This is a genomic window from Parahoeflea halophila, assembly GCF_900220985.1.
In the GTDB taxonomy this organism is placed as follows: Bacteria; Pseudomonadota; Alphaproteobacteria; order Rhizobiales; family Rhizobiaceae; genus Hoeflea; species Hoeflea halophila.
This window is the reverse complement of record NZ_OCPC01000001.1, coordinates 711,560-737,656: the sequence shown is the minus strand read 5'-3', so window position 1 is coordinate 737,656 and position 26,097 is coordinate 711,560. Positions and strand designations below refer to the sequence as shown.

Annotated in this window: 27 protein-coding genes and 1 riboswitch; of the genes, 21 read left to right on the top strand and 6 right to left on the bottom strand. The window is 63.1% G+C overall.

Features of this window, described 5'->3' with window-relative positions; genetic code table 11:
- The first annotated feature begins 19 nt into the window (after positions 1 to 19).
- A riboswitch (cobalamin riboswitch) is annotated at positions 20 to 392 on the top strand.
- Between the two features lie 49 nt (positions 393 to 441).
- Genes CRO46_RS03560 through cobO form a run of 7 tightly spaced genes read left to right on the top strand, consistent with a single transcriptional unit; the run spans position 442 to position 8,016 of the window.
- Positions 442 to 621, top strand: a complete 180-nt coding sequence (locus CRO46_RS03560) for a CbtB domain-containing protein (RefSeq protein WP_097105131.1) — start codon at positions 442 to 444, stop codon at positions 619 to 621.
- Positions 622 to 633: 12 nt separating this feature from the next.
- The gene (locus CRO46_RS03555; protein ID WP_097105129.1) at positions 634 to 1,335 is read left to right on the top strand and encodes a CbtA family protein; all 702 of its coding nucleotides are present in this window, start codon (positions 634 to 636) and stop codon (positions 1,333 to 1,335) included.
- Positions 1,332 to 1,856, top strand: a complete 525-nt coding sequence (cobU, locus tag CRO46_RS03550) for a bifunctional adenosylcobinamide kinase/adenosylcobinamide-phosphate guanylyltransferase (RefSeq protein ID WP_097105128.1) — start codon at positions 1,332 to 1,334, stop codon at positions 1,854 to 1,856. Before CRO46_RS03555 ends, cobU begins: the two co-directional genes overlap by 4 nt.
- A gap of 4 nt (positions 1,857 to 1,860) precedes the next feature.
- Complete coding sequence (gene cobW, locus CRO46_RS03545) at positions 1,861 to 2,913, top strand: cobalamin biosynthesis protein CobW (protein WP_097105126.1); 1,053 nt, start codon at positions 1,861 to 1,863, stop codon at positions 2,911 to 2,913.
- Between the two features lie 4 nt (positions 2,914 to 2,917).
- Positions 2,918 to 6,856 carry a cobaltochelatase subunit CobN gene (gene cobN / locus CRO46_RS03540; protein ID WP_097105125.1) on the top strand — a complete coding sequence of 1,313 codons (3,939 nt, stop codon included), beginning with the start codon at positions 2,918 to 2,920 and terminating at the stop codon, positions 6,854 to 6,856.
- Positions 6,857 to 6,865: 9 nt separating this feature from the next.
- On the top strand, positions 6,866 to 7,318 hold the full coding sequence (locus CRO46_RS03535) for a GNAT family N-acetyltransferase (protein ID WP_097106469.1): 453 nt from the start codon (positions 6,866 to 6,868) through the stop codon (positions 7,316 to 7,318).
- A gap of 53 nt (positions 7,319 to 7,371) precedes the next feature.
- On the top strand, positions 7,372 to 8,016 hold the full coding sequence (gene cobO / locus CRO46_RS03530) for a cob(I)yrinic acid a,c-diamide adenosyltransferase (protein ID WP_425479202.1): 645 nt from the start codon (positions 7,372 to 7,374) through the stop codon (positions 8,014 to 8,016).
- A 104-nt stretch (positions 8,017 to 8,120) separates the two neighbouring features.
- On the opposite strand, the gene CRO46_RS03525 is transcribed toward cobO, so the two are convergent.
- Positions 8,121 to 8,906 (bottom strand): TSUP family transporter, encoded by a 786-nt coding sequence (locus tag CRO46_RS03525; protein WP_097105124.1) that lies wholly within the window; start codon positions 8,904 to 8,906, stop codon positions 8,121 to 8,123.
- A gap of 136 nt (positions 8,907 to 9,042) precedes the next feature.
- On the opposite strand from CRO46_RS03525, the gene CRO46_RS03520 reads away from it, so the two are divergent.
- From CRO46_RS03520 to cobM, 9 genes are all read left to right on the top strand, one after another.
- Positions 9,043 to 9,516 carry a tellurite resistance TerB family protein gene (locus tag CRO46_RS03520; RefSeq protein WP_143438937.1) on the top strand — a complete coding sequence of 158 codons (474 nt, stop codon included), beginning with the start codon at positions 9,043 to 9,045 and terminating at the stop codon, positions 9,514 to 9,516.
- Positions 9,513 to 9,935, top strand: a complete 423-nt coding sequence (locus CRO46_RS03515; RefSeq protein ID WP_097105120.1) for a TerB family tellurite resistance protein — start codon at positions 9,513 to 9,515, stop codon at positions 9,933 to 9,935. The genes CRO46_RS03520 and CRO46_RS03515 overlap by 4 nt, the downstream gene beginning before the upstream one ends.
- Before the next feature lie 268 nt (positions 9,936 to 10,203).
- On the top strand, positions 10,204 to 10,443 hold the full coding sequence (locus CRO46_RS03510) for a DUF6732 family protein (RefSeq protein ID WP_097105119.1): 240 nt from the start codon (positions 10,204 to 10,206) through the stop codon (positions 10,441 to 10,443).
- A gap of 39 nt (positions 10,444 to 10,482) precedes the next feature.
- Positions 10,483 to 11,691 (top strand): sirohydrochlorin chelatase, encoded by a 1,209-nt coding sequence (locus tag CRO46_RS03505; RefSeq protein WP_244577801.1) that lies wholly within the window; start codon positions 10,483 to 10,485, stop codon positions 11,689 to 11,691.
- A gap of 3 nt (positions 11,692 to 11,694) precedes the next feature.
- Positions 11,695 to 12,336 carry a precorrin-8X methylmutase gene (locus CRO46_RS03500; RefSeq protein WP_097105118.1) on the top strand — a complete coding sequence of 214 codons (642 nt, stop codon included), beginning with the start codon at positions 11,695 to 11,697 and terminating at the stop codon, positions 12,334 to 12,336.
- Positions 12,329 to 13,570 (top strand): precorrin-6y C5,15-methyltransferase (decarboxylating) subunit CbiE, encoded by a 1,242-nt coding sequence (cbiE, locus tag CRO46_RS03495; protein WP_097106464.1) that lies wholly within the window; start codon positions 12,329 to 12,331, stop codon positions 13,568 to 13,570. The genes CRO46_RS03500 and cbiE overlap by 8 nt, the downstream gene beginning before the upstream one ends.
- Complete coding sequence (gene cobI / locus CRO46_RS03490; RefSeq protein WP_097105116.1) at positions 13,567 to 14,295, top strand: precorrin-2 C(20)-methyltransferase; 729 nt, start codon at positions 13,567 to 13,569, stop codon at positions 14,293 to 14,295. Before cbiE ends, cobI begins: the two co-directional genes overlap by 4 nt.
- Positions 14,292 to 16,151: a precorrin-3B C(17)-methyltransferase gene (gene cobJ / locus CRO46_RS03485; protein ID WP_097105115.1), complete on the top strand. Its 1,860-nt coding sequence runs from the start codon at positions 14,292 to 14,294 to the stop codon at positions 16,149 to 16,151. Before cobI ends, cobJ begins: the two co-directional genes overlap by 4 nt.
- Positions 16,148 to 16,930, top strand: a complete 783-nt coding sequence (gene cobM, locus CRO46_RS03480; RefSeq protein ID WP_097105113.1) for a precorrin-4 C(11)-methyltransferase — start codon at positions 16,148 to 16,150, stop codon at positions 16,928 to 16,930. The genes cobJ and cobM overlap by 4 nt, the downstream gene beginning before the upstream one ends.
- A gap of 3 nt (positions 16,931 to 16,933) precedes the next feature.
- Here the strand turns inward: cobM and CRO46_RS03475 are convergent, their stop codons facing one another.
- The 3 genes from CRO46_RS03475 to CRO46_RS03465 form a co-directional block, all read right to left on the bottom strand.
- On the bottom strand, positions 16,934 to 17,284 hold the full coding sequence (locus CRO46_RS03475; RefSeq protein ID WP_097105112.1) for an MmcQ/YjbR family DNA-binding protein: 351 nt from the start codon (positions 17,282 to 17,284) through the stop codon (positions 16,934 to 16,936).
- 76 nt (positions 17,285 to 17,360) lie between these two features.
- Entirely contained in the window at positions 17,361 to 18,059 is a 699-nt protein-coding gene (locus CRO46_RS03470; RefSeq protein ID WP_097105110.1) for a cobalt-precorrin-6A reductase, read from the bottom strand.
- Positions 18,049 to 19,158 (bottom strand): cobalt-precorrin-5B (C(1))-methyltransferase, encoded by a 1,110-nt coding sequence (locus CRO46_RS03465; RefSeq protein WP_097105108.1) that lies wholly within the window; start codon positions 19,156 to 19,158, stop codon positions 18,049 to 18,051. The genes CRO46_RS03470 and CRO46_RS03465 overlap by 11 nt, the downstream gene beginning before the upstream one ends.
- Positions 19,159 to 19,266: 108 nt before the next feature.
- Here CRO46_RS03465 and cobA point away from each other — a divergent pair, with 108 nt between their 5' ends.
- The 5 genes from cobA (at position 19,267) to CRO46_RS03440 (ending at position 23,968) form a co-directional block, all read left to right on the top strand.
- Positions 19,267 to 20,112, top strand: coding sequence for a uroporphyrinogen-III C-methyltransferase (gene cobA, locus CRO46_RS03460; RefSeq protein WP_097105107.1), 846 nt, complete (start codon positions 19,267 to 19,269; stop codon positions 20,110 to 20,112).
- Complete coding sequence (locus CRO46_RS03455) at positions 20,109 to 21,410, top strand: cobyrinic acid a,c-diamide synthase CobB (protein ID WP_097105105.1); 1,302 nt, start codon at positions 20,109 to 20,111, stop codon at positions 21,408 to 21,410. Before cobA ends, CRO46_RS03455 begins: the two co-directional genes overlap by 4 nt.
- 4 nt (positions 21,411 to 21,414) lie before the next feature.
- Complete coding sequence (cobD, locus tag CRO46_RS03450) at positions 21,415 to 22,434, top strand: threonine-phosphate decarboxylase CobD (RefSeq protein ID WP_097105103.1); 1,020 nt, start codon at positions 21,415 to 21,417, stop codon at positions 22,432 to 22,434.
- Positions 22,434 to 23,405, top strand: a complete 972-nt coding sequence (cbiB, locus tag CRO46_RS03445; RefSeq protein ID WP_097105102.1) for an adenosylcobinamide-phosphate synthase CbiB — start codon at positions 22,434 to 22,436, stop codon at positions 23,403 to 23,405. The genes cobD and cbiB overlap by 1 nt, the downstream gene beginning before the upstream one ends.
- A gap of 131 nt (positions 23,406 to 23,536) precedes the next feature.
- Positions 23,537 to 23,968, top strand: a complete 432-nt coding sequence (locus tag CRO46_RS03440) for a L,D-transpeptidase (RefSeq protein ID WP_097105100.1) — start codon at positions 23,537 to 23,539, stop codon at positions 23,966 to 23,968.
- A gap of 68 nt (positions 23,969 to 24,036) precedes the next feature.
- On the opposite strand, the gene CRO46_RS03435 is transcribed toward CRO46_RS03440, so the two are convergent.
- Positions 24,037 to 24,963 (bottom strand): lipid A biosynthesis lauroyl acyltransferase, encoded by a 927-nt coding sequence (locus tag CRO46_RS03435; protein WP_097106463.1) that lies wholly within the window; start codon positions 24,961 to 24,963, stop codon positions 24,037 to 24,039.
- A 31-nt stretch (positions 24,964 to 24,994) separates the two neighbouring features.
- Positions 24,995 to 26,023: a zinc-binding dehydrogenase gene (locus CRO46_RS03430; RefSeq protein ID WP_097105098.1), complete on the bottom strand. Its 1,029-nt coding sequence runs from the start codon at positions 26,021 to 26,023 to the stop codon at positions 24,995 to 24,997.
- Positions 26,024 to 26,097: the final 74 nt, after the last annotated feature.

Below are 26,097 nucleotides of genomic sequence, written 5' to 3'. Positions count from 1 at the left end.
AGGCTGTCGCACCAGGCCTATCAGTTGAAGTCCGAATGGTTCCAGAAAGCCGAACAGGTTTTCCGGATCAAAAGGGAATGCGACGAGATGGACCCAAACAGGGCATCTTTATCGCAGCCGACCCCGCGACTGTAGAGCGGTTAGGCGAATGTCACCGGGCCCGGGAGGCCAGGGTGGCGGAAGACAATGGTGTCTCGCCGTCATCTTGAAGCTACGGACCGGACGAGCCACTGACGTGGCGGCATGATCAATCGGCGCGGACGCCTCTTTGTCTACGAATCGTCCCGTTTTCATGACCGCCATCACGTTGGGAAGGCCGGCATTTGCTGACGTCGACGGCAACGTCGACACGACCCGCGAGCCAGGAGACCTGCCATTCGCACCGGTTGAGAGCCGGACCTCCGGAAGAAAGATCTTCCGGAGCCACTCACGGAGGTTGTCATGTCTGCTCATACTCAAACCCATTCCCTGACCGATCGCGTCGGCGCCCGCACCGTCGCCGGGCTGATGGCGCTGGTCTTCGGTTCGATCCTGGTGTTCGGAGTTGGTCTCGCCAATTCCCATACGCTGCACGATGCAGCGCACGACACCCGTCATTCCTATGGCTTTCCCTGCCACTAAGGGGTAGATCTCATGATTGTCAGATTGCTCCTGGCGGCTCTGGCCGCCGGGCTGATAGCCGGTATGGCAATGACGCCCGCCCAATATGTCAAAACGATTCCCTTGATCATGCAGGCCGAAGCCTACGAGGATACCGAGGGTCACTCACATGATGCCAGCGAAGCAGGCGCTGCGCATGAGCATTCGGGAGACTCGGTGCTCGGTTTCGGCCGGTTCTGGGATACCGTTCTCGCCAATCTGGTCGCCGGCGCAGGCTTCGCGCTGATGCTCGCCGCCGTGGCGCTGATCATGGGCGTGGAACTGCCCGCCGGGCGCGAGGCGATCATGCGTGGGCTGCTGCTCGGCGCAGGGGCGTGGTTCTGCGTCCAGCTTGCGCCCTCGATCGGCCTGCCGCCCGCCGTTCCCGGATTTCCCCATGCCGATATTGGCGATCGCCAGAGCTGGTGGATGATCACGGTTGCGGCTTCCGCGGTGGGGCTGTGGTGCCTGGTGATGCGGCCAGAGTGGGTTGTGAAGGCGCTGGGGCTCGTGATCATTATCGCACCGCATGTCTGGGGGGCACCTGTTCCCGGAGACCTGTCGAGCGAGGTGCCGGCCTATATCGCATCGGCCTATGCGGCTGCGTCGCTGGCAACCACACTGTTTTTCTGGCTGCTGCTTGGCGGATTGCTGGGTTATTTCCTGTCGCGGGTTCCCGAGGAAGCTGCGGCGTGAGCAGCCGCCTGCCACCGGTTACGCTGGTGCTGGGCGGCGCCCGTTCGGGCAAATCCGCCTTTGCCGAGAAACTGGTGGAGCCGGCGTCTTCGGAGCGGCTCTATCTGGCGACCGGCCGAGCCTGGGATGACGAAATGCGGAACCGTATTTCCTCGCATCAGGCGCGGCGCGGCCAGGGATGGAAGACCGTCGAGGCACCGGTGAAGCTTGCTGAGGCGCTTGTGGCCAATGCCGGGGCAGACCGCCCGGTGCTGGTGGACTGCCTGACGCTGTGGGTGACCAATCTGATGCTGGGCGAGGAAGATCTGGATGTTGCCTTTGACGGACTTTGTGCGGCGCTGCCGGGGCTTCCAGCGCCGGTGGTCTTTGTTTCAAACGAGGTGGGGCTGGGCATTGTGCCCGACAACGCCGTGGCGCGGGCGTTTCGCGACCATGCCGGACGCCTCCACCAGAAAATTGCGGGCCTGGCCGATGAGGTTTATTTCGTCGCAGCCGGCCTGCCTCTCAAGATGAAGGGCTGACGCCATGATTGCTTCGAAAATTCCCGCCACCGTGATCACCGGCTTTCTGGGGGCCGGCAAGACCACACTGATCCGCCACATGCTGGCCAATGCCAAGGGCAAGCGGATTGCGCTGATCATCAACGAGTTCGGTGATCTGGGCGTTGATGGCGACGTGCTCAAGGGCTGTGGTGACGAGGTGTGCTCGGAAGACGACATCGTCGAGCTCAACAATGGCTGCATCTGCTGCACCGTGGCCGATGATTTCATCCCGACCATGGAACAGTTGCTGGCGCGCAAGGACCGGCCCGATCACATCGTGATCGAAACCTCCGGCCTTGCGCTGCCGCAGCCGCTGGTCGCTGCGTTCAATTGGCCCGGCATCAAGACACAGGTGACAGTTGATGGCGTCGTCACGGTGGTCGACAGCGCAGCTGTTGCCGCCGGGCGTTTTGCCCATGACCACGACAAGCTCGATGCGCAGCGCCTCGCCGACGAGGGTCTTGATCATGAAAGCCCGCTGGAAGAGTTGTTCGAGGATCAGCTTACGGCTGCTGACCTCATCATTCTCAACAAGGCGGATCTGATCGGAGCTGCGGAACTGGACGGTGTCCGGACCGGGATTGCCGGGCACCTCACGCGCAAGCCGGTTTTCGTCGAGGCGCGGCAGGGTGAAGTGGCGCCGGAAGTGCTGCTGGGCCTCGGCATCGGCACCGAGGACGACATCGCCAACCGCAAATCGCATCACGAGCTGCATCATGAGGATGGCCATGAGCACGACCATGACGAGTTCGAGAGTTTTGTCGTGACCCTCGGTCCGGTGGCAAACGCAGCGGCTTTTGCAGAAGGTCTGAAGAGCCTGATCGTCAGCCATGACATTCTGCGGCTGAAGGGTTTTGCAGATGTGGCCGGCAAGCCGATGAGGATGGTGGTGCAGGCTGTCGGCAGCCGCATCGACACCCATTTCGACCGGCCCTGGGGCACTGGCGAGACCCGCGAAACCCGCCTCGTTGTCATCGGCCTGCACGGAATCGATGAAGCCGCCATTCGGGACAGCCTGGCCGGGCTGACCGGATAAGCTCATGCATCTGCTCGTCGCACAGAAGGGAAGCTTGAGCGATGGCGATGAAGCCGTCGATCTCGGACAGAGCCCGGGCGACATCCTGTTTCTCAGTGCCGCCGACACCGAGCTTGCCAGCGTCGCCGCGGCACGGCAAAGCACAGGCCGGCTGAACTGGCGGCTGGCGAGTCTCAGTGATCTCAAGCATCCGATGTCGTTGGATACCTTCGTCGCCCGGATGGTGCCAAAGGCGAGGCTTATCATCGTGCGGGCGCTTGGCGGGGCAAGCTATTTTGCCTATGCGCTCGAAAGCCTGCATGCGGCGGCGTCCGCGCATGGCATCAGCCTGGCAGCACTGCCCGGCGATGACCGGCCCGATCCGGGGCTCGAACCGCTGTCAACGCTGGACCAGACTTCGCGCGACCGGCTCTGGGCCTATCTGACGGAGGGCGGCGCGGAGAATGCGCGCGGGTTGATAGACTATGCCGAAGCAATGCTGGACGGGGGCGAAAAACCGGCACCGGCGGCACCGCTGCTCAAGGCCGGGCTGTGGCATCCGCAGAAGGGCCATCCGGCACTGACCGATCTGAGCAAGGACTGGATCCCGGACGCACCCGTGGCAGCAATCTGTTTTTACCGGGCGCTGGTGCAGAGCGGTCAGACCGCGCCGGTGGCGGCTCTGTGCGAGGGATTGAAAGCCCGGGGCGTCAACGCGCTGCCGATTTTTGTCTCAAGCCTCAAGGACCCCGTGTCCGTTGGCACCGTGGAAGCGATTTTCGCCGATGTTGCACCGGATGTGGTTATCAATGCCACCGGGTTTGCGGTGTCGTCCCCAGGCGGGGCGACCAAAGGGACGGTGCTTGAATCGACCGGTGCGCCGGTGTTGCAGGCCGTGTTCGCTGGTGGCGGCCGCGAGGCCTGGGCCGGTTCCCAGCAGGGCCTGACCTCGCGTGATCTCGCCATGCATGTGGCCTTGCCCGAAGTCGATGGCCGGGTGCTGTCGCGGGCGGTTTCATTCAAGTCCGCGGCGCGTTTTGACAAGACGGTCGAAGCCAACATCGTCACCCATGCGCCGGAGCCGGACCGGGTGCAATTCGTGGCCGAACTGGCATCGCGCTGGGCGCGGCTAAGGCGGACACAGGCCGCTGATCGCCGGGTGGCAATTGTTCTGGCCAACTATCCCAACCGGGACGGGCGCATCGCCAACGGCGTCGGGCTCGATACGCCCGCGGGCACCATCGAGGTGCTCAAGGCCATGGCAGTAGCCGGTTATGTGACTGGTGAGCTTCCGGCTGACGGCGATGCGCTGGTGACAGCGCTGAAGGCCGGGCCAACCAATGCGATCCGCGATGATCGCAGCGGAGGGGTGCCGCTTTCGCTTGAGGCCTACAAGGCGTTTTTCGAAACACTCGATCCGAGTATTCGCGCGGCAGTAACCGAGCGCTGGGGCGCGCCGGAATCCGATCCGTTCTACCGCAACGGCGCATTCCATCTGGCGCTGCTGACCTTCGGCAATGTTGCAGTCGGCATCCAGCCGGCGCGCGGTTACAACATCGATCCCAAGGCCAGCTATCACGCGCCGGACCTTGTGCCGCCGCATGGCTATTTTGCCTTCTATGCCTGGCTGCGCCAACAGCTCGGCGTTCATGCCGTGGTGCATATGGGCAAGCATGGCAATCTGGAGTGGCTGCCGGGCAAGGCGCTGGCGCTTTCCAATGCCTGCTATCCGGAAGCGGTGCTTGGCGCGATGCCGCATGTCTATCCGTTCATCGTCAATGATCCGGGTGAGGGGACGCAGGCCAAGCGGCGGACGTCTGCCGTGATCATCGATCATTTGACGCCGCCGCTGACCCGGGCCGAAAGCTACGGGCCGCTCAAGGATCTCGAGGCGCTGGTCGACGAATATTACGAGGCTTCAGGGCATGATCCGCGGCGGCTGAAACTGCTCAAGGGTCAGATCCTCGACCTGGTGCGGGATATAGGGCTGGACAGCGATGCCGGCATCGCGGCCGGCGATGACGACGATCTGGCGCTTGAAAAGCTCGATGCCTGGCTGTGCGATTTGAAGGAAATGCAGATCCGCGACGGGCTGCACATTTTCGGCAAATCGCCGGAGGGCAGCCTGCTGACCGACCTCACGGTGGCGCTGGCGCGGGTGAGGCGCGGCGAGGCGCCGGGCGACGAGAGCTTGCAGCGGGCGATTGCGCGGGATGCGGGACTGTCCGGCCCAAATCCCTCCCCAACCCCTCCCCCCAAGGGGGAGGGGCTCGGTTCGGCGGGTGACGCGCATTCCGAAACAACTATCGACAACGGGAAATCCGGATTTCCTTCTGCGAAGGCGCGGCCGTCTAGCCGCTCCCCCTTGTGGGGAGGGGTTGGAGAGGGGACTCTCTTCGATCCCCTCGATTGTCCGATGGGTGAGCCGTGGACCGGCCCGAAGCCTACGATCCTGCAGTCCGTTTCCGCAGACCCTTGGCGGACGAATGGCGACACGGTGGAGCGGATCGAGTTGGCGGCGATCGAGCTGGTTTCGGGCCGTCTGGCGGTGCCGCAGGGATGGCTTGCGACGCGGGCGGTGATGGAAACCATCGAGACCTCGATCAGGCCCTCGGTCGAAGCATGCGGCGCGGCTGAAATCACGGGAATTCTGACGGCGCTCGATGGGCGGTTCGTCGCTCCCGGGCCTTCGGGGGCCCCGACCCGCGGGCGGCCTGATGTGTTGCCGACGGGACGGAATTTCTATTCGGTCGACAGCCGCGCGGTGCCGACGCCGGCCGCCTGGGAGCTGGGGCGGAAATCGGCGGAGTTGCTGGTAACACGGCACGTGCAGGATCAGGGTGAATGGCCGAGTTCGATGGCGCTGACCGCCTGGGGCACGTCGAACATGCGCACCGGCGGCGACGACATCGCCCAGGCCTTGGCGCTGATCGGGGCCAAGCCGGTGTGGGATCCGGCCTCGCGGCGGGTCACCGGTTACGAGATCATTCCGCTGGCGATGATGAACCGGCCGAGGGTCGACGTGACCCTGCGGATATCGGGCTTTTTCCGCGATGCGTTTCCCGACCAGATCGCGCTGTTTGACCGGGCGGCGCGTGCGGTGGCTGCGCTTGAGGAAGACGAGGCGGACAATCCGCTGGCTGCGCGGGCACGCATGGAAACTGCACGGCTGATTGAATCCGGTATGTCCGAGACCGAAGCGCTGCGCCGGAGTTCGTTCCGCGTGTTCGGCTCGAAACCGGGGGCTTATGGTGCGGGATTGCAGGCTCTTATCGATGAGGGCGGCTGGACCGAACGCGGGGACCTGGCCGAGGCCTTTGTCGTCTGGGGCGGCTATGCCTATGGCGCAGACGAGGAAGGGCAGGCCGCGCACAAGCTGTTCGAGCAGCGGCTGTCGACGGTGGAAGCGGTGGTGCAGAACCAGGACAACCGCGAGCACGATTTGCTGGATTCCGACGACTATTACCAGTTCGAGGGCGGCATGACGGCGGCGGTGGAAGCGGCGCGCGGCATGCGGCCCGCGATCTATCACAACGACCATTCGCGGCCCGAACGTCCGGTGATCCGATCGCTGGAAGAAGAAATCGCGCGGGTGGTGCGTGGCCGGGCGGTAAACCCGAAATGGATCGAGGGCGTCAGGCGGCACGGCTACAAGGGCGCATTCGAGATGGCGGCGACGGTGGATTACCTGTTTGCCTTTGCGGCGACCACAGGCGCCGTGCGTGACGCTCATTTCGACGCGGTCTACCAGGCCTATCTGATGGACGAGGTGACGCTCGCCTTTCTGCGCGAGAAGAACCCGGATGCGCTCAGGGAAATGGCGGCGAAATTCGAAGAGGCGATCGAGCGCGGGCTGTGGACGCCGAAGAGCAATTCCGCCAAATTTGCTCTTGGAGAACTGGCCGGACAAGCGCCGGAACACGGATATGCCGCGCCGTCAGCGGTCGACAGGGTGATGGAATAAGGAGTGTTCATGACACTTGAGATCACAGTCGACGAAACCGGTGATCCGGAATTTGCCGCAATGATCGAGGCAATCGTGGACGAACCGGCGGCCCGGCGTGGCCATCCGTTTGATCCGGTGCCGCTGCATCTCAAGGCGGTTGACACCGAGGGCCGGCTGGCCGGCGGATTGACGGCGCATTCGGTGCAGCGCTGGTTGTTCGTCAAGCTGCTTGGGGTCCCCGAGGAGCAGCGTGGCAGCGGCATCGGCCGGAAGCTGCTGGCAAAGGCTGAAGAGATCGCCCGGCAAAGGGGGCATGTCGGGGTCTATCTCGACACGTTCGAGTTTCAGGCGCCAAGGTTTTATGAAAGCCTTGGCTATGAGGAATGCGGCCGGTTGCCCGCCCATGGCGGCGCACCCCAGCGGATCTGGTTTGCCAAGACCTTTGACCTCGCCGGGGGTGTGCAGGCTCAATGCGATTAAACGAAGCGGCTCTGTCGGCTTGCGTGAAATGATGATGAACAGGGATGGATGAGATGAGCGAACGCGGAAAGATCACCGACGGCATGAGCGAGGAAGAACTCAATGCCCGCCACGCCGAGAAAATGGCAAAGAAGAAGGTGGCGCGCGAGAAGATCATGGCCACCAAGACCGGCGAGAAGGGCCTGGTGATCGTTCACACCGGCAAGGGCAAGGGCAAGTCATCCGCAGCCTTCGGCATGATCTTCAGGCACATCGCCCATGGCAAGCCGTGTGCGGTGGTGCAGTTCATCAAGGGTGCGATGTCGACGGGCGAACGGGACCTGATCCTCAAACATTTCTCCGACCTTTGCCAGTTTCACACCATGGGCGAGGGGTTTACCTGGGAAACCCAGGACAAGGCCCGCGACACTGAAATGGCGCAAGCCGCCTGGGAGAAGGCCAAGGAGCTGATCCGCGACGAGCGCAATTCGATGGTGTTGCTCGACGAGATCAACATCGCCCTGCGCTATGACTATCTCGACGTCAACGAGGTGATGGCCTTCCTGGAAGCCGAGAAGCCAGCCATGACTCATGTTGTTCTCACAGGCCGCAACGCCAAGGATGAGCTGATCGAGTTTGCAGATCTGGTCACCGAGATGGAAATGATCAAGCATCCGTTCCGCTCCGGGGTGAAGGCACAGATCGGCGTGGAGTTCTGACCCGGGAAGTGGCCACGAGCCTTTCTGCAAGCTCCCAATTCTGGGCGCTGATGGCGGTGGTGTTTGCGGCCGGTGCCGGTCTTCCTGCCGTGTCCTGAGACCGGTCAGAACCCGAGCAGGACCCGCACAGGATTTACCGGATCGCTGGCCAGTTTGCCGGCAAGCGCAACGCAGGTGATCACCAGCAGCGGCTTGATGATTTTGGCGCCGTTCTTCATCGCCAGCCGTGACCCCACTTGCGCGCCCGCGAACTGGGCGAGGCCCATCATCAGTCCGACTTTCCACGAGATGACGCCGACAAGTGCGAATATGGCAAAGCCGCCGAGATTGGAAGCGAAGTTCAGGAGCTTGGTGTGGGCCGTGGCCTTGAGCAAGCCGTATCCGGCCAGAGCAACACAGGCGAGCATGAAGAAGGAACCCGCGCCGGGGCCGAAGACGCCGTCGTAGAAGCCGATGAGCGGCACAATCGTCAGCCCGAACAGGAACGGCGACAGGCGGCGGACGCGATCGACATCGCCCATATTCGGTTTGAATGCGAAATAGAACGCGATAGCGACCAGCAGAAACGGCAGGAAGGCGCGGAAGATGTCGCCGGGGATAACCGTAGCGAGTAGGGCCCCGAGCGCCGATCCAGCTGCGGACAGGGCCGCGGAGGGAAGTTGCGCCTTGAGATCGACATGGCCCTTTCGGGCATAGGTGAGTGTTGCCGAGCTGGAGCCGAAAAGTCCCTGCAGCTTGTTGGTGCCGAGGGCTTCGACGGGGGAGAACCCGGCCAGAAGCAGCGCCGGCACCGTGATCAGGCCACCGCCGCCGGCGATCGAATCCACGAATCCGGCGAGAAAAGCTGCACCGAGCAGCAGCAAGGTCAGCGTGAGCGTCAAATCTTCCATCGACGGGCCTTTGGCGGGAGCTACGGCAGGAATGCGCCGAGACCTATGGCATGGCGAATGAAACTGGACAATCGGAAGCGACGCATTAAGTTTTTTCAATGCTTGGGTTTGCTGCTGCCCTAGGGGAGCCTTGTTGTTGAAAATTCTCATGGCCTCGATCGCGCATTTTTTTGATCCAGAGCCCAAGTTGCCGGGCGCGCTGGGACAGATTGCCGAAGATCCTGTTGTGCTGGCGGAAATCCTTGTGCTGTTCCGGATCGTGCTTGCGGATGGCGTGGTTCAGCCATCCCAACTCACCGCTTTCGAACGCATATGCGAGGAGAATTTCGGCATAAACCGTCGCGACATGCGCGAGCTGCATGTGCTGCTCGATTCACCCAAAGCACGGTCTTGCGATGCCAAGGCCTTCACGCTGCTTGCTCAGCTTGACATGAAGGCGCGAACCACCCTTCTTGGGAACATGGTGGAGATTGCGCGCGCAAGCTCAAACGCGGACGAATGCGATAGCAAGCTGATTCGCAGGATGGGTGATCTGCTTGGACTGGAACCGGGCCTGCCGGTGGTGGAACGCGCGCCTGGTTCGATCGAGGAAAAAAGGGCAGGATCATGAGTGAGGCAGCAGGCGATTCCCCTAGTTTTGGCGAGCGGGTCCGGGCATTCCTCGATCAGAGCAGCTCGCTGAGCAAGGTGGCGCATGACCCGGTGCTGACGGCGGAGCTGCTGCTGCTGGTGAGAATGTCGTTCGCCGACAAGTCGGTCGAACCGGCAGAAGCCGATGCTTTTGCAGCGATCTGCACAAGGCTGTTGGGCCTCGATGGCAGTGAGCTGACCGATATCCTCAAATATCTCAATGATTTCGGTTACGAGACCACCGATGCGCAGGCCGCCGAAATGCTGGCCGATCTGAGCGTCGAACGCAAACGCGAGATTCTTGATCATCTGGCCATCGTGGCCAAGGCGAATGGTGAGGTTGACGAGCGCGAGCGGCGCCTGTTCGAGGCAACGGCCAGGCGGCTGGGGTTCTCGTAACATCAAACTGTTCGAAATTCTGCCGTGGCGCAGATCAGCGCGCAGCTGGCGCAATCGGGGTTTGACCTCAAAAACCTTAACCCCTATGACTCGGCGCATGTGCGACGGCGCCTGATGACAGGCTGAGAGATATTCCGGTGCGGCTGACTTAACTCAAGGGCCAACCCCGGGGCTGTCCGGTTCGGTAGGATGAGATCTGCTCCACTGGGGCCCGCATCTCTTCATCCGGCGTTTCGTGCTTGCTTTGTCACGTTGTCCGGAGGTCCCCATGCGCATTCTTGCTGTTTCTGCTGTTTTCTCTGTTGTTGGCGCTGGTGCCGCATTTGCCCATGGCGGGCATGTGGGTGATCTGGCCGGCCATTCGCACTGGGTCGGCTGGGCGGCCGCAGCGGCAGCCGGCGCGGTCGCGGCCTGGGCACTCAAGCGCGGCAGCAAGGGCAAGGCTACGGCCAAGAAGACTTCGGACCAGGCCGACGACGGCAAGCAGCCCGAAGCTTCGGAGGCCTGAGCCGTGAACAAGCCTCTGATTCCGGAAACGACGGGTATCATGGTGTGCGGCCATGGCAGCCGCAACCAGAACGCAGCCCGAGAATTCGCCACCGTGGCGGAGGGGCTGAAGGCAAGGTATCCGGACACTCATGTCGAATATGGCTACCTAGAATTCTGCAACCCGGTAATTGCCGAAGGTCTCGACCGGCTTCGCGCCAAGGGCGTCACCCGGGTCCTTGCGGTGCCGGGCATGCTGTTTGCCGCCGGGCACGCCAAGAATGACATTCCTTCGGTGCTCAACACATATCAGGCGCAAAATCCCGGAATTGTGATCAGCTACGGCCGGGAACTGGGCATCGACCTGAAGATGATCCGCGCCGCCGGCGAACGGATCCAGGCGGCGCTCGACACGGCGAACAGGGAGCACGGCGAGGTTGCGATCCATGACACGCTCTTGATGGTGGTCGGCCGCGGCTCCTCCGATCCCGACGCCAATTCCAACGCGGCCAAGGTGATGCGGATGCTGTGGGAAGGATTTGGCTTCGGCTGGGCCGAAACCTGCTATTCCGGCGTCACCTTTCCGCTGGTCGGTCCGGGGCTGAGCCACGCGGCCAAGCTCGGCTACAAGCGCATTATCGTGTTCCCCTACTTCCTGTTCACAGGCGTGCTGGTCAAGCGGATCTACTCGGAGACCGATGCGGTGGCTGCAAACCATCCGGAGATCCAGTTCATCAAGGCGTCCTATCTCAGCGACCATCCGCTGGTGCTCGACACCTTCCAGGACCGGGTGCAGGAGATCATGGATGGGCAGGCGCTGATGAACTGCCAGATGTGCAAGTACCGCGAACAGGTGCTCGGTTTCGAGGCCGAAGTCGGGCTGCCGCAGGAAAGCCATCACCACCATGTCGAAGGCATCGGCGGCGGGCTCGAGGATTGTCCCTGCAACGGTGATTGCGATGCCTCGTGCCGGGATGAGGAATTCTGCAAGCAGCATGGCCTGCCCTGGACGCCGGTGCACAGCCACGCGAGCCCGGCTCCGCTCGAGCCGGTGCATGACCACTCCCACGGTCACGGCCGTACCCATGGTCATGCGCACGGGCACAGCCATGGACATGACCATGGGCACAGCCACGGACACCTGCATGACCATGGGCACGGTCACGATCATTCTCATGATCATGGCCATTCGCATGACCATCATCACCATCCCTATCCGCATGCCGACCATCCGCACGGGCCGCGGTCGATGGAAAAGAAGAAGAGCTGAGGCATGAGCGCCTTTGCGCCCATTCTTGACCCGGCGGAAATCTACCGGAAGTCCTTTGCCATCATTCAGGCGGAGGCGGATCTTGCGCGCTTTGATGCGGGGACCCGTTCGGTGGTGGTGCGGATGATCCATGCCTGCGGCATGGTTGATCTGGCCGATGACATCGTGGTTTCGCCGGGTTTCGCACTCGCTGCCAGAGCGGCGCTTGAGGCCGGTGCGCCGGTGCTGTGCGATGTGGAGATGGTGCGGCATGGTGTGATTTCGCGGCTGATGCCTGCGGGCAACGAGGTGGCCTGCCTGCTCAATGATCCGCGGGTGCGCGAGATCGCTGCGCGAGACCAGACCACCCGGTCTGCGGCGCAGGTTGATCTCTGGGCTGAGCGCATGGAGGGCGCGGTGATTGCCATCGGAAATGCGCCGACGGCGCTGTTCCGGCTGCTGGAGCTGATCGATGCGGGCGCGCCACGACCGGCTGCCATCATCGGTGTGCCGGTGGGCTTTGTCGGTGCGGTTGAAAGCAAGGAAGCGCTTACGGCTGATCCGCGTGGCGTCGAATTCCTGGCGGTAAAAGGTCGGCGCGGCGGCAGCGCGCTGGCAAGCTCCGCCGTCAATGCGCTGGCCGGGGGGCTCGAAGGACATGGCTAGCAGTTCGGGGACCAAAGCGCCCTGGCTCACCATAATCGGTATCGGCGACAACGGGCTCGACAGCCTGACGCCGGCAGCGCGCACGCTGTTTGATGCGGCAGAGACGATCATCGCACCGGAACGGGTGCTGGTCCGAACAGACTGCGGGACACGCGAAACCATTGCCTGGACCTTCGGTATCAAGGAAACCATCGCCCTGGTGATGGCGCGGCGCGGCACACCGGTGACCATTCTTGCGACCGGAGACCCGATGTTTTTTGGCGTCGGCGCCACCTTGATGCGCCAGGTGGAAGCCTCCGAGATGCGCGTGGTTCCAGCGCCTTCAGCGTTTTCGCTGGCTGCGGCACGGCTCGGCTGGGCGCTGCAGGATGTGGCGATGATCTCGCTGCATGGGCGGTCGGTGCATGGGCTTGCCTCGCATGTGCAACCCGGCGCGAGGATCATCGCGCTGACCTCAGGCGGGCAGACGGTGATCGAGGCAGCGCAGATCCTGAGCGCCCGCGGCTATGGCCGCTCGGAAATGCATGTGCTTGAGCATATGGGCGGGCCGGACGAACGCCTGCGGGTGATGCGGGCTGACAGGATTGCCGCCGAAAAACCTCCTCTTGCCGATTTCAACACGCTGGCGATTGCCTGCGAGGCGCAGCCGGGAGCGGTGCTGCTGCCATCGGTCCCCGGGCTGCCGGATGACGCTTTCGAGCATGACGGGCAACTGACCAAGCGAGAGGTGCGAGCGGTGACGCTGGCGCGGCTCGGGCCGGTGCCCGGTGGCCTGCTGTGGGATGTCGGTGCGGGCTGCGGCTCGATCGGGATCGAATGGATTCGGGCTGCGCGCGGAGCCCGGGCCATTGCCATTGAAGCTAGCGAGGCGCGCCGGACGATGGCGGCACACAATGCGATGACTCTCGGCGCGCCAGGTCTCGATATCGTTGCCGGAACCGCGCCGGATGCGCTTGCCGATCTCAAGGCGCCGGATGCGGTTTTCATCGGCGGCGGGATTTCCAATGAGGGCGTGTTCGAGACCTGCTGGGAGGCGTTAAGGCCGCACGGCCGGATGGCTGCGAATGCCGTGACGGTGGAAGGCGAGGCACGTCTGTTCGCGTTGCAATCGGTGCATGGCGGAGACCTGATCCGCATGCAGGTGAGCCGTGCCGAACCGGTCGGCCGCTATCTTGGCTGGAAGCCAATGATGCCGGTGACGATCTGGTCGGTGACAAAGGGTCTGGATCGATGAGCGGAACACTCTACGGGCTCGGGCTTGGTCCGGGCGACCCGGAGCTCATCACGCTGAAGGCGCACCGGATCCTGCAGCGGGTGACGGTGATCGCCTGGCCGGCTCCGGACACGGGGCCGAGCTTTGCGCGCTCGATTGCGGCGCCCCATCTGACTGACGGGCAGATCGAGGTGCCGATCGTCGTGCCGATGCGGACCGAGAGATTTCCTGCGCGCGATGTCTATGACAAGGCGTCAACCGAAATCGCTGCGCATCTGGATGCAGGCCGCGACGTGGCGGTGCTGTGCGAAGGCGATCCCTTCTTCTACGGATCGTTCATGTATGTGTTTGAGCGGCTGGCAGCGGATTATCCCACCGAGGTGGTTCCGGGGGTGTCGTCGATGATGGCGGCGGCGAGCGCGGCCGGGCGTCCGCTGGCTGCACGCAACGATGTGCTCAGCGTCGTGCCAGGTCCGCTTTGTGATGATGAGCTCACAAAACGATTCAACGCCGCAGATGCATTAGCAATCATTAAAATCGGCAGGCATTTCAAGCGTTTGCGTGCGCTGATTGCGAAGATGAATCTGCTACCTCATGCAGTTTATGCAGAACGGGTGTCGCTTGGCACCGAGCGGCTGATGCCGCTTGCCGAGGTGGCGGAAGAAACCGCCCCGTATTTTTCCATGATCCTGATCTACAAGGGCGGCGAGGACTGGATCCAATCGTTGCCCGGGAGCAAAACATGACCACATCTCCCGCTATCGTCATCCTGTCGGAAGCCGCCTTGCCGATGGCCCGGCGTATTGCCGAAGCCATCGGTGGCGAAGTGCATGGACTGTCCCGGCGTATCACCCAAACCGTTGACGCAACCTTTACGGACACAGGTAAACATTTGGGTGTGTTGTTCAATACCGGGCGGCCGATCGTGGCACTGACGGCGTCGGGCGCGGTGATCCGCCTGCTGGCGCCGCAGCTTCAGGACAAGCTCAACGAGCCGCCGGTCCTGTCAGTCGCGGAAGATGGTTCGGCCGTGGTTCCGCTGCTGGGTGGTCATCACGGGGCCAATGATCTGGCGCGGGACATCGCTGCTGCCATCGAAGGCTTTGCCGCTATTACCACAGCCGGCGATCTCAGATTCGGGATCGCGCTGGATCAGCCGCCGGAAGGCTGGGTGCTCGCCAATCCCGCTGACGCCAAGCAGGTGATGGCAGACCTGGTGGCAGGTGCTTCGACGCGGCTTGAAGGCGAGGCGGACTGGCTGGGTGAAAGCGCACTCCCGCTTTTCGCAGATGGCCAGATACCGCTTATGGTCTCCAACTGTGCGGACGCGACACCCGCGGGCGGTTTGCTCTATCGCCCGAAGAACCTTGTTCTGGGCATCGGCTGCGAGCGCGGTGCGGGCTGCGAGGAAGTGCTGGCGCTGGCACTGGAGAGCCTGGCCGAAGCCGGGCTCACGCCCGCGTCAGTCGGGCTGGTAGCCTCGATTGACGTGAAAGCGGACGAGGCTGCGGTGCATCATGTGGCGCACCATTTTGGTTGTCCTGCGCGGTTCTTCGATGCGGCAACGCTGGAGGCCGAAACACCGCGTCTCAAGAACCCGTCCGACATCGTCTTTGCCGAAGTTGGCTGCCATGGTGTGGCCGAAGGGGCGGCACTTGCAGCAGTCGGCGCAGCGGGCGAGTTGGTAGCCGAGAAGCGCAAGAGCAAGCGGGCAACCTGCGCCATCGCCCAGGCAACGGAGCCTTTCTCAAATGCCAACCTGCCGGGCAGGGCGCGGGGCAGGCTGATGGTGGTTGGCATCGGGCCGGGATCGGACGGCTGGCGCTCTCCGGAAGTGTCGCAGATGGTTTCTGCTTCGACCGATCTGGTGGGCTATTCGCTCTATCTCGATCTGCTCGGACCACTGGCCAAAGGCAAGACGCGACATGATTTCGACCTCGGCAAGGAAGAGGCGCGGGTGCGCCATGCCATGGAACTGGCGGCTGAAGGCAAGTCTGTGGCGCTGGTCTGTTCGGGGGACGCCGGCATCTATGCGATGGCGACGCTGGTGTTCGAACTGCTCGACAAGGCTGACGGGCCGGAAGGGCTGACGGCGGCGGCGCGGCGGATCGAGATCGCGGTCTCGCCGGGTATCTCGGCGCTGCAGGCTGCGGCCGCACGCGCCGGGGCTCCGCTGGGGCATGATTTCTGCACCATCTCGCTGTCGGATCTGTTGACGCCGTGGGAAGATATCAAGCGCCGGGTGACGGCGGCGGGCGAGGGCGATTTCGTCATCGCATTCTACAACCCGGTGTCGAAGAAGCGCCGGACACAGCTGGCCTGGGCCCGCGACAAGCTGCTCGAACATCGCCCGGCTTCGACGCCGGTGATCCTTGCCACCAATCTGGGCCGCGAGGGCGAGCTGATCCGCATCGTGCCGCTCGGCGCGCTCAAAGCCGACGATGTCGACATGCTGACCGTTGTTGTGGTCGGTTCCTCCAATTCTTCCATTGTGACGACCGGCGACGGCAAGACCTGGGTCTACACACCGCGCGGTTATGCGCGGAAGGAAGGCACGGCAATGACCGATACCGGTGCGCAGATTTCAGGAGACGCAGCATGACCGTCTATTTCATCGGCGCCGGTCCGGGCGCGCCGGACCTTATCACCGTGCGGGGGCTGAAGCTGATCGAGCGCTGCCCGGTGTGCCTCTATGCAGGATCTCTGGTGCCGGAAGAGATCGTGCATGCGGCGCCGGAAAATGCGCTGGTCAAGGACACGGCGCCGATGCATCTCGACGAGATCATTGCCGACATGAAGGCGGCGCATGAGGCCGGGCAGGACGTGGCGCGGGTGCATTCGGGCGACCCGGCAATCTATGGCGCGGTGGCCGAACAGATGCGCAGGCTCGATGCGCTCGGGATCGACTACGAAGTGGTGCCGGGCGTGCCGGCCTTTGCCGGTGCCGCTGCGAAACTTGCCACCGAGCTGACGCTGCCGGAAATCGCCCAAACGGTGATCATCACCCGTACCGGCATGAAGGCGTCGTCAATGCCGGAATTCGAACAGCTGGAGATTCTAGGCCAATCGCGGGCGACGCTGGCGATCCATCTGTCGATCCGCAATCTAGATTACGTTCGCCGCTCGCTGGAGCCCTATTACGGCGCCGATTGCCCGGTAGTCATCGCCTACCGCGCCACCTGGCCGGACGAGCTCTTCATCCGCACCACGCTGGAAGGGATGAAAGAAGAGGTGCGCAAGCACAAGATCACCCGTACGGCGCTCATTCTGGTCGGCAAGGTGTTCGGCGAGAACAATTTCCGCGACAGCGATCTTTACAATGCCGAGTACTCGCATGTGCTCAGGAATGCCGGGAAAAAGAACAAGGCGAAGCTGGTCTGACGCTCAGTCTTCGGAGAATTCCGGCAGCCCGGCCTGGGTCTTCTTCGGCAAGGCCGAGCGGACCAGTCGGTAGGATTGGGTCAGCCGCTGGCGCAATTCATCCGGCTCCATGTCCCAGTCAAGCTGCACCCAGGAACGATGAAAATACGGCGCCTTGGTCCCGACGCCCATTTCGATGAGCATGGTTGCAGTTTCCACACTGTCAGTCTTCACGGAGACGCCCTGCGTCACCGCCCCGATGGAGGCGAACATCTTGCCGCCGATCTTCCAGGCATCGTGGCCCCCACCCCACGGGTCGGAGACTTCCGCGCCGGGTAATGTCGCGCAGATGGAATTGACAGTCTCACGGCCCATGGGTGTCTCTCCCGATTTGCTTCCATTCTGTCAGCACATTCAAACTTCAGGCAAGCGCTTCATTGCGATCGTCGCTTCAATCCTTTCTTCCAACCATGATCACCGGCAAGCCCAGCTGCCGCGCGGCCTCGATCTTGGCGTAGGCGGCCTGGCCGCCTGAGTTGCGGCAGACGATGTGGGTGATCCGATGGGCGATCAGCAACATGGTTTCCGCCGCTGCGGTGTCTGCCGGGCGGCCAAGCACCAGGGCATGGTCCGGCAGCGCAAGAATTGTCTCGGGAGGGTCGATCATGCGGACGACGAAATGGACGTCTTCGCGGTTGGCGAACAGGCCGATGTGCTGAGAGCCGAGCGTGAGCAGCACGCGGGCGCGGGGTGGGATGGCGTCACGAGCGGCTTCAAGCGTTTCGACTTCGATCCAGCTGTCGCCCGGCTGCCTCTCCCATGGCTTGCGGGTTCGGATATCCAAGGGGACACCGGCCAGCCTTGCCGCCTTGACAGCGTTGGCGCTGATCTGGCGGGCGAAGGGGTGGGTGGCGTCGATCAGACGGGTTACTCCGGTTTCATGCAAGTAATGCACCAGGCCGTCAACGCCGCCGAAGCCGCCGGTGCGGACCTCGCCCGCCAGCGGAGCCGGTTCCCTTGTGCGGCCTGCCAGCGAGGTGATGATCCGGGCTCTGGGATTGGCTGCAACGAGATCCGTGGCCAGATCCGCGGCCTCGCGGGTTCCGCCAAGGATGAGGATGGTTTCTGGCGGCACGGCATTACCGGGCATGGGCGAGCAGCTTTCCGGCACGATCGGTGACCATCACATCGACGTCGACCGGCGCGCCACGCAGGGTCTCAAGGGCCACGGCGCGCGCCTGTCCAGCGATCTTCATCGGCAGGTCAAAATCGCGATCCTGAGTCAATTCAAGCACTTCCAGCGCGGTGTTGGCACTTAGAATCCGTTGCTTCATCTCGGCCGTTGCCCCCAGCGCTTCGACCTGTGCTGCGAGCCATGTCATGTCGACCTGGCTGCGGCCGGAATGCAGGTCGAGCGCGCCCTGCGCGAGCTTGGTCAGCTTGGCAAATCCGCCTGCGATGGTCAGCCGCGGAACCGGGTGGACGCGGAGGTATTTGAGCAGCCCTCCGGCGAAATCGCCCATGTCGAGGCAGGCGATGTCCGGCAAGCCGTAAATACCTTGCGCGGTCTTCTCCGAAGTGGAACCGGTGGCGCCGAGCACGTGCGGCAGACCTTCGGCACGGGCGACATCGATGCCGCGGTGGATCGAGTGGATCCAGGCGGCGCAGGAATAGGGGTGGACCACCCCGGTGGTGCCGAGCACCGAAAGGCCGCCGATGATACCGAGCCGCGGGTTCCAGGTCCTGAGCGCCAACTCGGCGCCGTTCTCGATGGCGATCTCGATCCCGATGTCGGGTGCGATGGCGTGCGCCGCACACAAGTCTGTGACGACTTCGATCATCATCCGGCGCGGAACCGGGTTGATGGCGGCTTCACCCGGCGGGACCGGCAGCCCGGCCTTGGTGACGGTGCCGACACCCGCGCCCGCCTTGAAGACGATGCCGGCACCATCCGGCAGGCGCCGCACGCGGGCCATGACCAGCGCGCCGTGGGTGACGTCCGGGTCGTCGCCGGCATCCTTGACGATGCCCGCCATGGCACGGTCTTTCGCAAGGGTTTCGCGGGCAAGGGCGAAGCTCGGGGTCTCGCCCTTGGGCAGCGTGATTTGGACCGGGTCTGGAAATTCGCCGGTGAGCAGTGCGGTCAACGCAGCCCGGGTTGCGGCAGTCGCGCAGGCGCCGGTGGTCCAGCCGCGGCGCAGGGCCGTGGCGGGTTTTTCCACCCGGATTTCGTTTTCGCCCGTGGCCATGTCGCAGTTCTCTGTCGTGTCTTGCCTGTTGCCGTTATAGAATGTGATTGGTACGGGTGTAACCCATGGTGTTGTGCAGGAATCCCCTGCTCGCGTGAACGGAATAGCATGGCTGACTGGCAACGAGATCTGCCGCAGATGAGACCGGGTGAAGTCTGGCTGGTTGGTGCCGGTCCGGGTGATCCCGGGCTGTTGACGCTGCACGCCGCAAACGCGCTTTCGCAAGCCGATGTCATCGTGCATGACGCGCTGGTCAATGCTGATTGCCTCAAGCTCGCGCGAACCGGTGCAGCGCTTGAGTATGCCGGCAAACGTGGCGGCAAGCCGTCGGCCAAACAGCGCGATATCTCGCTGAGGCTGGTGGAGCTGGCGCGTGAAGGCAAGCGCGTGCTCCGACTCAAGGGCGGAGATCCGTTTGTCTTCGGCCGTGGCGGCGAGGAAGCGCTGACGCTGGTCGAACACAAGGTTCCGTTCCGGGTGGTGCCGGGAATCACTGCGGGAATCGGCGGGCTGGCCTATGCCGGAATTCCGGCAACGCATCGCGACACCAACCATACCGTGACATTCCTGACCGGGTATGATTCATCCGGCGTCGTGCCGGACCGCATCGACTGGGATGGCGTGGCACGCGGCAGCCAGGTCATCATCATGTACATGGCGATGAAACACATCTCGGCGATCACCTCGAGTCTGATGGCGGCCGGCCGCGATGCGGATGAGCCGATGGCATTTGTTACCGATGCATCGACACAATCGCAGCACGTGCTGGAGACCACGCTTTCAAGGGCCGCGCAGGATGTGGCGTCATCCGGGTTGCAGCCTCCGGCCATTGTCGTGGTCGGGCAGGTGGTGCGGCTTCGCCCGGCCCTGGACTGGATGGGGGCAGCAGCCGGCAGGGTGTTGACCGCAGATCCTCTCGGAAATCGCGCGAATGCGCAGAAAGACAGTGCATGACAGGTCTTATGATTGCAGCGCCCCGGTCGGGGTCCGGCAAGACGACTATAACACTCGGTTTGCTCCGCGCGCTCAAGCGCCGGGGCGTGGCGCTGGCGCCGGGGAAGGCGGGACCGGACTACATCGACCCGGCGTTCCATGCAGCAGCCAGCGGCCAGACCTGCCTGAACTACGATCCCTGGGCGATGCGCAGCGACCTGCTGCTCGCCAATGCCTCGTTGCAAGCGCAAGGCGGGCGGATGCTGTTCATCGAGGCGATGATGGGGCTGTTCGACGGAGCAGCGGACGGTTCCGGTTCAGCCGGCGACCTGGCAGGCCTTTTGGGGTTGCCGGTGATCCTGGTGATCGACTGCACCGGCATGTCGCATTCCGTGGCGGCGCTGGCGCGGGGATTTGCAAATTTCCATCCCGATGTGCTGGTGCCGGCAGTCATTCTCAACCATGTCGCAAGTACGCGGCATGACGGCATGTTGCGCCAGGCGCTTGAGAAGGCCCGCGTGGACGTGCTCGGATCGCTTCCGCAAAACGACAAGCTGGTGTTGCCGCAGCGGCATCTCGGCCTTGTGCAGGCCGGTGAAAACGAAAAGCTCGCTCAACTGATCGACGACGCGGCTGACCTGATGGAAAGCCGGATCGATCTGGATATGCTGCTCAAGCAGGCGAAGCGTGCCGCCACCAACCCGGCGCCGGCCAATATTCCGCGGCTGTCGCCGCCCGGCCAGAAAATCGCCGTGGCACGCGATGTGGCCTTCGCCTTTTTCTACGAGCACATGTTGCTGGGCTGGCAGCGCCGCGGTGCGGAGCTGTCGTTCTTCTCTCCGCTCGCTGATGAAGCCCCGGCGGCGGATTGCGATGCGGTGATCCTGCCAGGAGGCTATCCCGAACTTCATGCAGGCAGCCTGGCCGCAGCCAGTCAGTTCAAGGCCGGCATGAAGGCGGCGATTGACCGTGGCATCCCGGTGTATGGCGAGTGCGGCGGCTACATGGCGCTCGGGGAAGGGCTGATCGACGCCCAGGGCGCGCGCCACGAGATGCTCGGCGCGTTGCCGCTTGTCACCAGTTTTGCCGATCCCAAGCGACACCTGGGCTATCGGCGGCTGACGCCGACACCGGAGTTCTTCTGGGATATGGAGCTGTCAGCGCACGAGTTCCACTATGCCCGCGTTGTCTCGGAAGGGGCAGCGGACGGGCACCTGTTCAACGCGCGCGATGCGCTGGGCGCGGATCAGGGCAGCGCCGGGCTGCGGCGCGGCAACGTTTCAGGCTCCTTCATGCATGTGATTGACCGGATAGACTAGAACTATGACCCATCAGGCAAATGCTCCGATTGCCCATGGCGGCGCGCTTTCCGAGGCCATCGCGCGTCATGGCGGGAATGCCTCGGAATGGCTCGACCTGTCGACAGGGATCAGCCCCTTCACCCTGCCGCTGCCGGAGTTTCCGGCGAGTATCTGGCGCAGGCTTCCCGAGCAGAGCGAGGTGCAAAGGGTTTGCGAGCTGGCGAAGCGGCATTATGGCGGATCGGTGGTGCCGGTCGCGGTGCCGGGCACCCAGTCGGCCATCCAGTTGCTGCCCTACCTGACGCCCAACGCGTCGGAGGTGGCAATTGTCTCGCCGACCTATGGCGAGTACCAGCGGGCCTATCAGCGCATGGATGTGGCGATTGACCCGGTCGCCACGCTCGAGGCGGCGGCCGGAACGCGGGCCGGCGTGGCGGTGCTGGCAAACCCGAACAATCCGGATGGGCGGGAGACGCCGCGCGATGACATCTTTGGCTTTGTCCGGGCGCAGCGCCACCGGCTGGTCGTCGTCGACGAGGCATTTGCCGACATGCGGCAGGACCTGTCGATGGCCGGGGCAGCCGGAATGGAGCCCAATCTCGTTGTCATGCGCTCGTTCGGAAAATTCTTCGGGCTGGCGGGGTTGCGACTGGGCTTTGTCTTTGCGGAACCGCGGCTGGCCAGCATCCTCAAAGACCGGCTTGGGCCATGGGCGGTATCCGGTCCAGCGCTGGCAGTGGCGGAGCATGCGTTCTCCCGTCGTGATCTGGTCAACGAGTTGCGCAACAAGATCGAGAAGGCGCATGCGATGACGCGCTCGGCGTTGAGCATGGCGCGGGTGTCGATCGTGGGTGAAAGCGAGCTGTTTTTCTGCTGCAAGGTGGGGGATGGTGCAACTGTGGCCGACCAACTCGCCAGCCACAAGATCCTGGTACGCAGCTTCGACCACAGCCCGTCATTTATCCGGATCGGTCTGGTTCCGGATGAACTTTCGGCAGTCAGGCTCCGCGAAACCTTGCGGCTTGTGAGCCAGCCATCCTGATGGATCATCTGGCGGTTCTGCTGGCTGCCCTGGTTGTGGACCGCGTTGTCGGGGATCCAGACTGGCTGTGGCGCCGGTTCAGCCACCCGGTGGTGCTTTTCGGACATGTTATCAGCTTTGCCGAAAAGCGATTGAACAAGCCGGCCGATGCCGGTTCCACCCGCCGCAGAAAGGGAAAGATCGCCGTTGCAGGCCTTCTGCTGGCCGCAGCACTCTGCGGCTGGGCCCTTGCGCGCTTGTTTGCGGGGTTGGGCGTGGTTGGCACAGTACTCGAGATTGCAGTAGTGGCTGTCTTCCTGGCGCAGAAAAGTCTGGCTGACCACGTCTTGGCGGTCGCAACCGGCTTGCGCGAAAACGGGCTGGAAGGCGGGCGCAAGGCAGTGTCGATGATTGTCGGGCGCGACCCGGAGGCGCTGGATCAGTCAGCAGTGTGCCGGGCGTCGATCGAAAGTCTGGCGGAGAATTTTTCCGACGGCATCGTCGCGCCAGCTCTGTGGTATGCGGTTTTCGGGCTGCCGGGTCTGCTGGCCTACAAGATGCTCAACACCGCGGATTCGATGATCGGACATCTCAATGAGCGCTACACCGATTTCGGGCGCGCGGCGGCAAAGCTCGATGACCTGGCCAACTGGCCGGCAGCACGGCTGTCGGCCATGCTGATTGCTGCCGGAGCGGCTCTGGTCAAGGGCAAGGACGCAATGCGGCGGGCTGCAGGAACTGCGTTGCGGGATTCAGGTTTGCATCGCTCTCCGAATGCCGGGTGGCCAGAGGCGGCAATGGCCGGGGCACTGGACTTGGCGCTGGCCGGTCCGCGGCGTTATCACGGCGAGGTGGTGATGGAGGCCAGCCTGAATGCATCGGGCTCTGGAAAGGCAGGCGCGCGGCATATCGAGGAAGCGCTCACAATCTACCGGCGGGCTCTGGACTGTCTGGCTTTGCTGGCCACGGCGGGGATTCTTGTGTCGTATTGAATCAATAGTATCAATTCATTAGGGTGATGTGTCGCATTCTATATTGCGATTTAACTTTAACTCGATATTTCATCTGTTTAGATTGGTTCCCGGCTAGTAAAGCCAAAAGAAGGGCAAATGGGGAAACAATCATGCGAAATCTGATCGTAGCAGGGCTTTTTGCCCTCTCACTCGTTCCGTTCTCGTCGGCAACAGCCTTCGCGGCAAAACTCATCGCCAAGGTCGATATTTCATCGCAGACCATGGTGGTAACTCACAATGGCAAGGTGAAATACAAATGGCCGGTGTCAACCGGACGCAAGGGGTACTCGACACCGACCGGGAGTTACACGGCGAAATGGCTGTCGCGTCACCACAGGTCGCGCAAATACAACAATGCGCCAATGCCTTATGCCGTGTTCTATCACCGCGGCTATGCAGTGCACGCTACCTATGACACGAAGCGCCTCGGCCGCGTGGCCTCGCATGGTTGCGTCCGCTTGGCGCCGGAGAATGCCGCCAAGTTCTTCGCGCTGGTGCAGAAAACCGGCAACAAGAACACCAGGATAGTGATCAAGCACTGAAGGGTTCTACGGCAGCAAGGCTGCCGCCGATCACGAATGCACAAGGTCCGGCTCGTTGCCGGGCCTTTCTATTTCACCAGATGCTTGATTTCCCAGCGGTCATGGAACCACTGCCACTGGCCGGGATATTCGCGCACCCAGCTTTCCACCTTGTCGTTGAGCAACTGTGCTGTGGCGGTGATGTCGACACTGCCGTCAGGCTTGCGCGGAATGGTGATGGGCGGTTCAACCTCCAGACGGTGACGGCCGCCGGGCAGACGGATCGATCGCGCCGGGTAGACCTCGCAGTCATACTGGCGAACCAGCTTGGCCAGGAGCGGGTTGGTGTGAACCGTGAGGCCGAAAAACGAAGTTTCCGCGCCCTTGTGGAACTTTTGATCGACGAGCACGCCAACACCGCCGCCGGCCTCGAGCCTCCGCGCCAGTGTGAAGGCGGCACCGGCGCGTGAGGGGACCAGATGTCCCATCGATGTGCGGCGGGCGGCCAGCACCTTTTCAGCAACATAGGGATTGTTGGGCGGCCGGAACAGCGCCATCACGTCCAGTCCGTAAGTGGCAGCGGCAATCGGCAGCAATTCGAAATTGCCGGTGTGGGCGGTAAAGACGATGAAGGGCTTGTTGCTGTCGCGCAACTTGAGGAAAATTTCGGAGCCTCCGACCTCGATCCGGCCGGGCTCGCTGGCATCGGGGTCGAAATCGAAAAGCTTGTCGAGGAAGACATATTCCGCCGCCAGCCGCGCCATGTTGCCCCACATGTCACGCGCGATGGTTTCGTGCTCGGCCCTCGTCTTTTCGGGGTAGGCGCGCTCAAGGTTCCTCAGCGCCAGCCGGTGACGCTTGGTCATCGGCCCGATTCGCCGCGCCATCGCATCAACAAAGCCTATGGCCTTATCGGCCGGAAACAGCGCGATCAGCCGCAGCAGCGTGAAGATTGCCGTGGCAGTGACCCAGTCGCGGACGCGTCTCAAGGCTATGACGATGCGCGTCAGCACCATGCGGGTTGAGCTTGCCATGACGGTGCCGGCCTCAATCCATCCGCAGGATGATCTTGCCAAACACGTCGCGGCCTTCCATTCGCGCCAGCGCCGTATCGATGCCGTCAAAGCCGACTTCGGTGTCGATCACCGGCTGAACATGGCCCGCGGCCATCTTCTGCATTGCGTCGGCCATGTTTTCCATGCGGCAGCCGAAGGAGCCGAGCAGCTTGAGCTGCTGCTGGAACAGCATCATCAGGTTTATCTGGGTCGAGACCCCGGAGGTCGAGCCGCAGGTGACCAGGCGACCGCCGCGCCTGAGCGACAACATGGAGCCGGCCCAGGTGTCGGCGCCGACATGTTCGAACACCACATCGACACCGCGTTTCTTTGTAATCTTGCGCACCACGCCCTCGAACCGGTCCTCCCGGTAGTTGATGACGTGATCGGCGCCCAGCGCCCTGGCGGGCTCGATCTTGGCGTCCGAGCCAACTGTGGTGATGACGGTGCAGCCGATTTTCTTGGCAAGCTGGATGGCGGCAGAGCCGATACCAGAGCCGCCGGCGTGGATGAGGATGGTTTCGCCCGGCTCGAGCCTGGCGTTGTCGAACAGCATGTGTTCGACCGTTCCGAAAGTCACAGGCGCCACGGCTGCGCCGACGGCCGTCACCCCGGGCGGTGCAGGCACCAGCAGCCGGGCCGGCAGATTGACCTGTTCCTGGGCAAAGCCATCCAGATGAAATCCGTGCACACCGCCGACATGTTCACACAGATTGTCGCGGCCTTCACGGCAGGGGCGGCACAGGCCGCAGGTGCGGGCGCCGTAGATCGAGACCAGCTGACCGGGTACCAGGCCGGCCACGCCGTGACCGATCGCATCGACCACGCCTGAAGCTTCCGCGCCGATGACCAGCGGCATCTTGCGTTTGGCGAATGCCATGCCGCGCCAGCCCCAGACATCGATGTGATTGAGGGCCACAGCCTTGATCGAAACCGTGACTTCGCCGATGCCCGGTGGTGGTGGTGGCGGCAAATCAACTGTTTCAAGCTTGCGGTCTTCGATGAGTTGGAGAGCTCGCATGAAATTTGTCCTTCGCCGCTTGGCGGGGCTCAGCCAGCCGCCAGTGTCTCTGCAGGATTGCCTGTGTGCCGGGC

Coding starts and splice junctions, on each gene's coding strand:
- CRO46_RS03560 (WP_097105131.1), top strand. CDS start 442: ATGTCTGCTCATACTCAAACCCATTCCCTGACCGATCGCGTCGGCGCC.
- CRO46_RS03555 (WP_097105129.1), top strand. CDS start 634: ATGATTGTCAGATTGCTCCTGGCGGCTCTGGCCGCCGGGCTGATAGCC.
- cobW (WP_097105126.1), top strand. CDS start 1,861: ATGATTGCTTCGAAAATTCCCGCCACCGTGATCACCGGCTTTCTGGGG.
- cobN (WP_097105125.1), top strand. CDS start 2,918: ATGCATCTGCTCGTCGCACAGAAGGGAAGCTTGAGCGATGGCGATGAA.
- CRO46_RS03535 (WP_097106469.1), top strand. CDS start 6,866: ATGACACTTGAGATCACAGTCGACGAAACCGGTGATCCGGAATTTGCC.
- cobO (WP_425479202.1), top strand. CDS start 7,372: ATGAGCGAACGCGGAAAGATCACCGACGGCATGAGCGAGGAAGAACTC.
- CRO46_RS03525 (WP_097105124.1), bottom strand. CDS start 8,906: ATGGAAGATTTGACGCTCACGCTGACCTTGCTGCTGCTCGGTGCAGCT.
- CRO46_RS03515 (WP_097105120.1), top strand. CDS start 9,513: ATGAGTGAGGCAGCAGGCGATTCCCCTAGTTTTGGCGAGCGGGTCCGG.
- CRO46_RS03510 (WP_097105119.1), top strand. CDS start 10,204: ATGCGCATTCTTGCTGTTTCTGCTGTTTTCTCTGTTGTTGGCGCTGGT.
- CRO46_RS03505 (WP_244577801.1), top strand. CDS start 10,483: ATGGTGTGCGGCCATGGCAGCCGCAACCAGAACGCAGCCCGAGAATTC.
- CRO46_RS03500 (WP_097105118.1), top strand. CDS start 11,695: ATGAGCGCCTTTGCGCCCATTCTTGACCCGGCGGAAATCTACCGGAAG.
- cbiE (WP_097106464.1), top strand. CDS start 12,329: ATGGCTAGCAGTTCGGGGACCAAAGCGCCCTGGCTCACCATAATCGGT.
- cobI (WP_097105116.1), top strand. CDS start 13,567: ATGAGCGGAACACTCTACGGGCTCGGGCTTGGTCCGGGCGACCCGGAG.
- cobJ (WP_097105115.1), top strand. CDS start 14,292: ATGACCACATCTCCCGCTATCGTCATCCTGTCGGAAGCCGCCTTGCCG.
- cobM (WP_097105113.1), top strand. CDS start 16,148: ATGACCGTCTATTTCATCGGCGCCGGTCCGGGCGCGCCGGACCTTATC.
- CRO46_RS03475 (WP_097105112.1), bottom strand. CDS start 17,284: ATGGGCCGTGAGACTGTCAATTCCATCTGCGCGACATTACCCGGCGCG.
- CRO46_RS03470 (WP_097105110.1), bottom strand. CDS start 18,059: ATGCCCGGTAATGCCGTGCCGCCAGAAACCATCCTCATCCTTGGCGGA.
- CRO46_RS03465 (WP_097105108.1), bottom strand. CDS start 19,158: ATGGCCACGGGCGAAAACGAAATCCGGGTGGAAAAACCCGCCACGGCC.
- cobA (WP_097105107.1), top strand. CDS start 19,267: ATGGCTGACTGGCAACGAGATCTGCCGCAGATGAGACCGGGTGAAGTC.
- CRO46_RS03455 (WP_097105105.1), top strand. CDS start 20,109: ATGACAGGTCTTATGATTGCAGCGCCCCGGTCGGGGTCCGGCAAGACG.
- cobD (WP_097105103.1), top strand. CDS start 21,415: ATGACCCATCAGGCAAATGCTCCGATTGCCCATGGCGGCGCGCTTTCC.
- cbiB (WP_097105102.1), top strand. CDS start 22,434: ATGGATCATCTGGCGGTTCTGCTGGCTGCCCTGGTTGTGGACCGCGTT.
- CRO46_RS03440 (WP_097105100.1), top strand. CDS start 23,537: ATGCGAAATCTGATCGTAGCAGGGCTTTTTGCCCTCTCACTCGTTCCG.
- CRO46_RS03435 (WP_097106463.1), bottom strand. CDS start 24,963: ATGGTGCTGACGCGCATCGTCATAGCCTTGAGACGCGTCCGCGACTGG.
- CRO46_RS03430 (WP_097105098.1), bottom strand. CDS start 26,023: ATGCGAGCTCTCCAACTCATCGAAGACCGCAAGCTTGAAACAGTTGAT.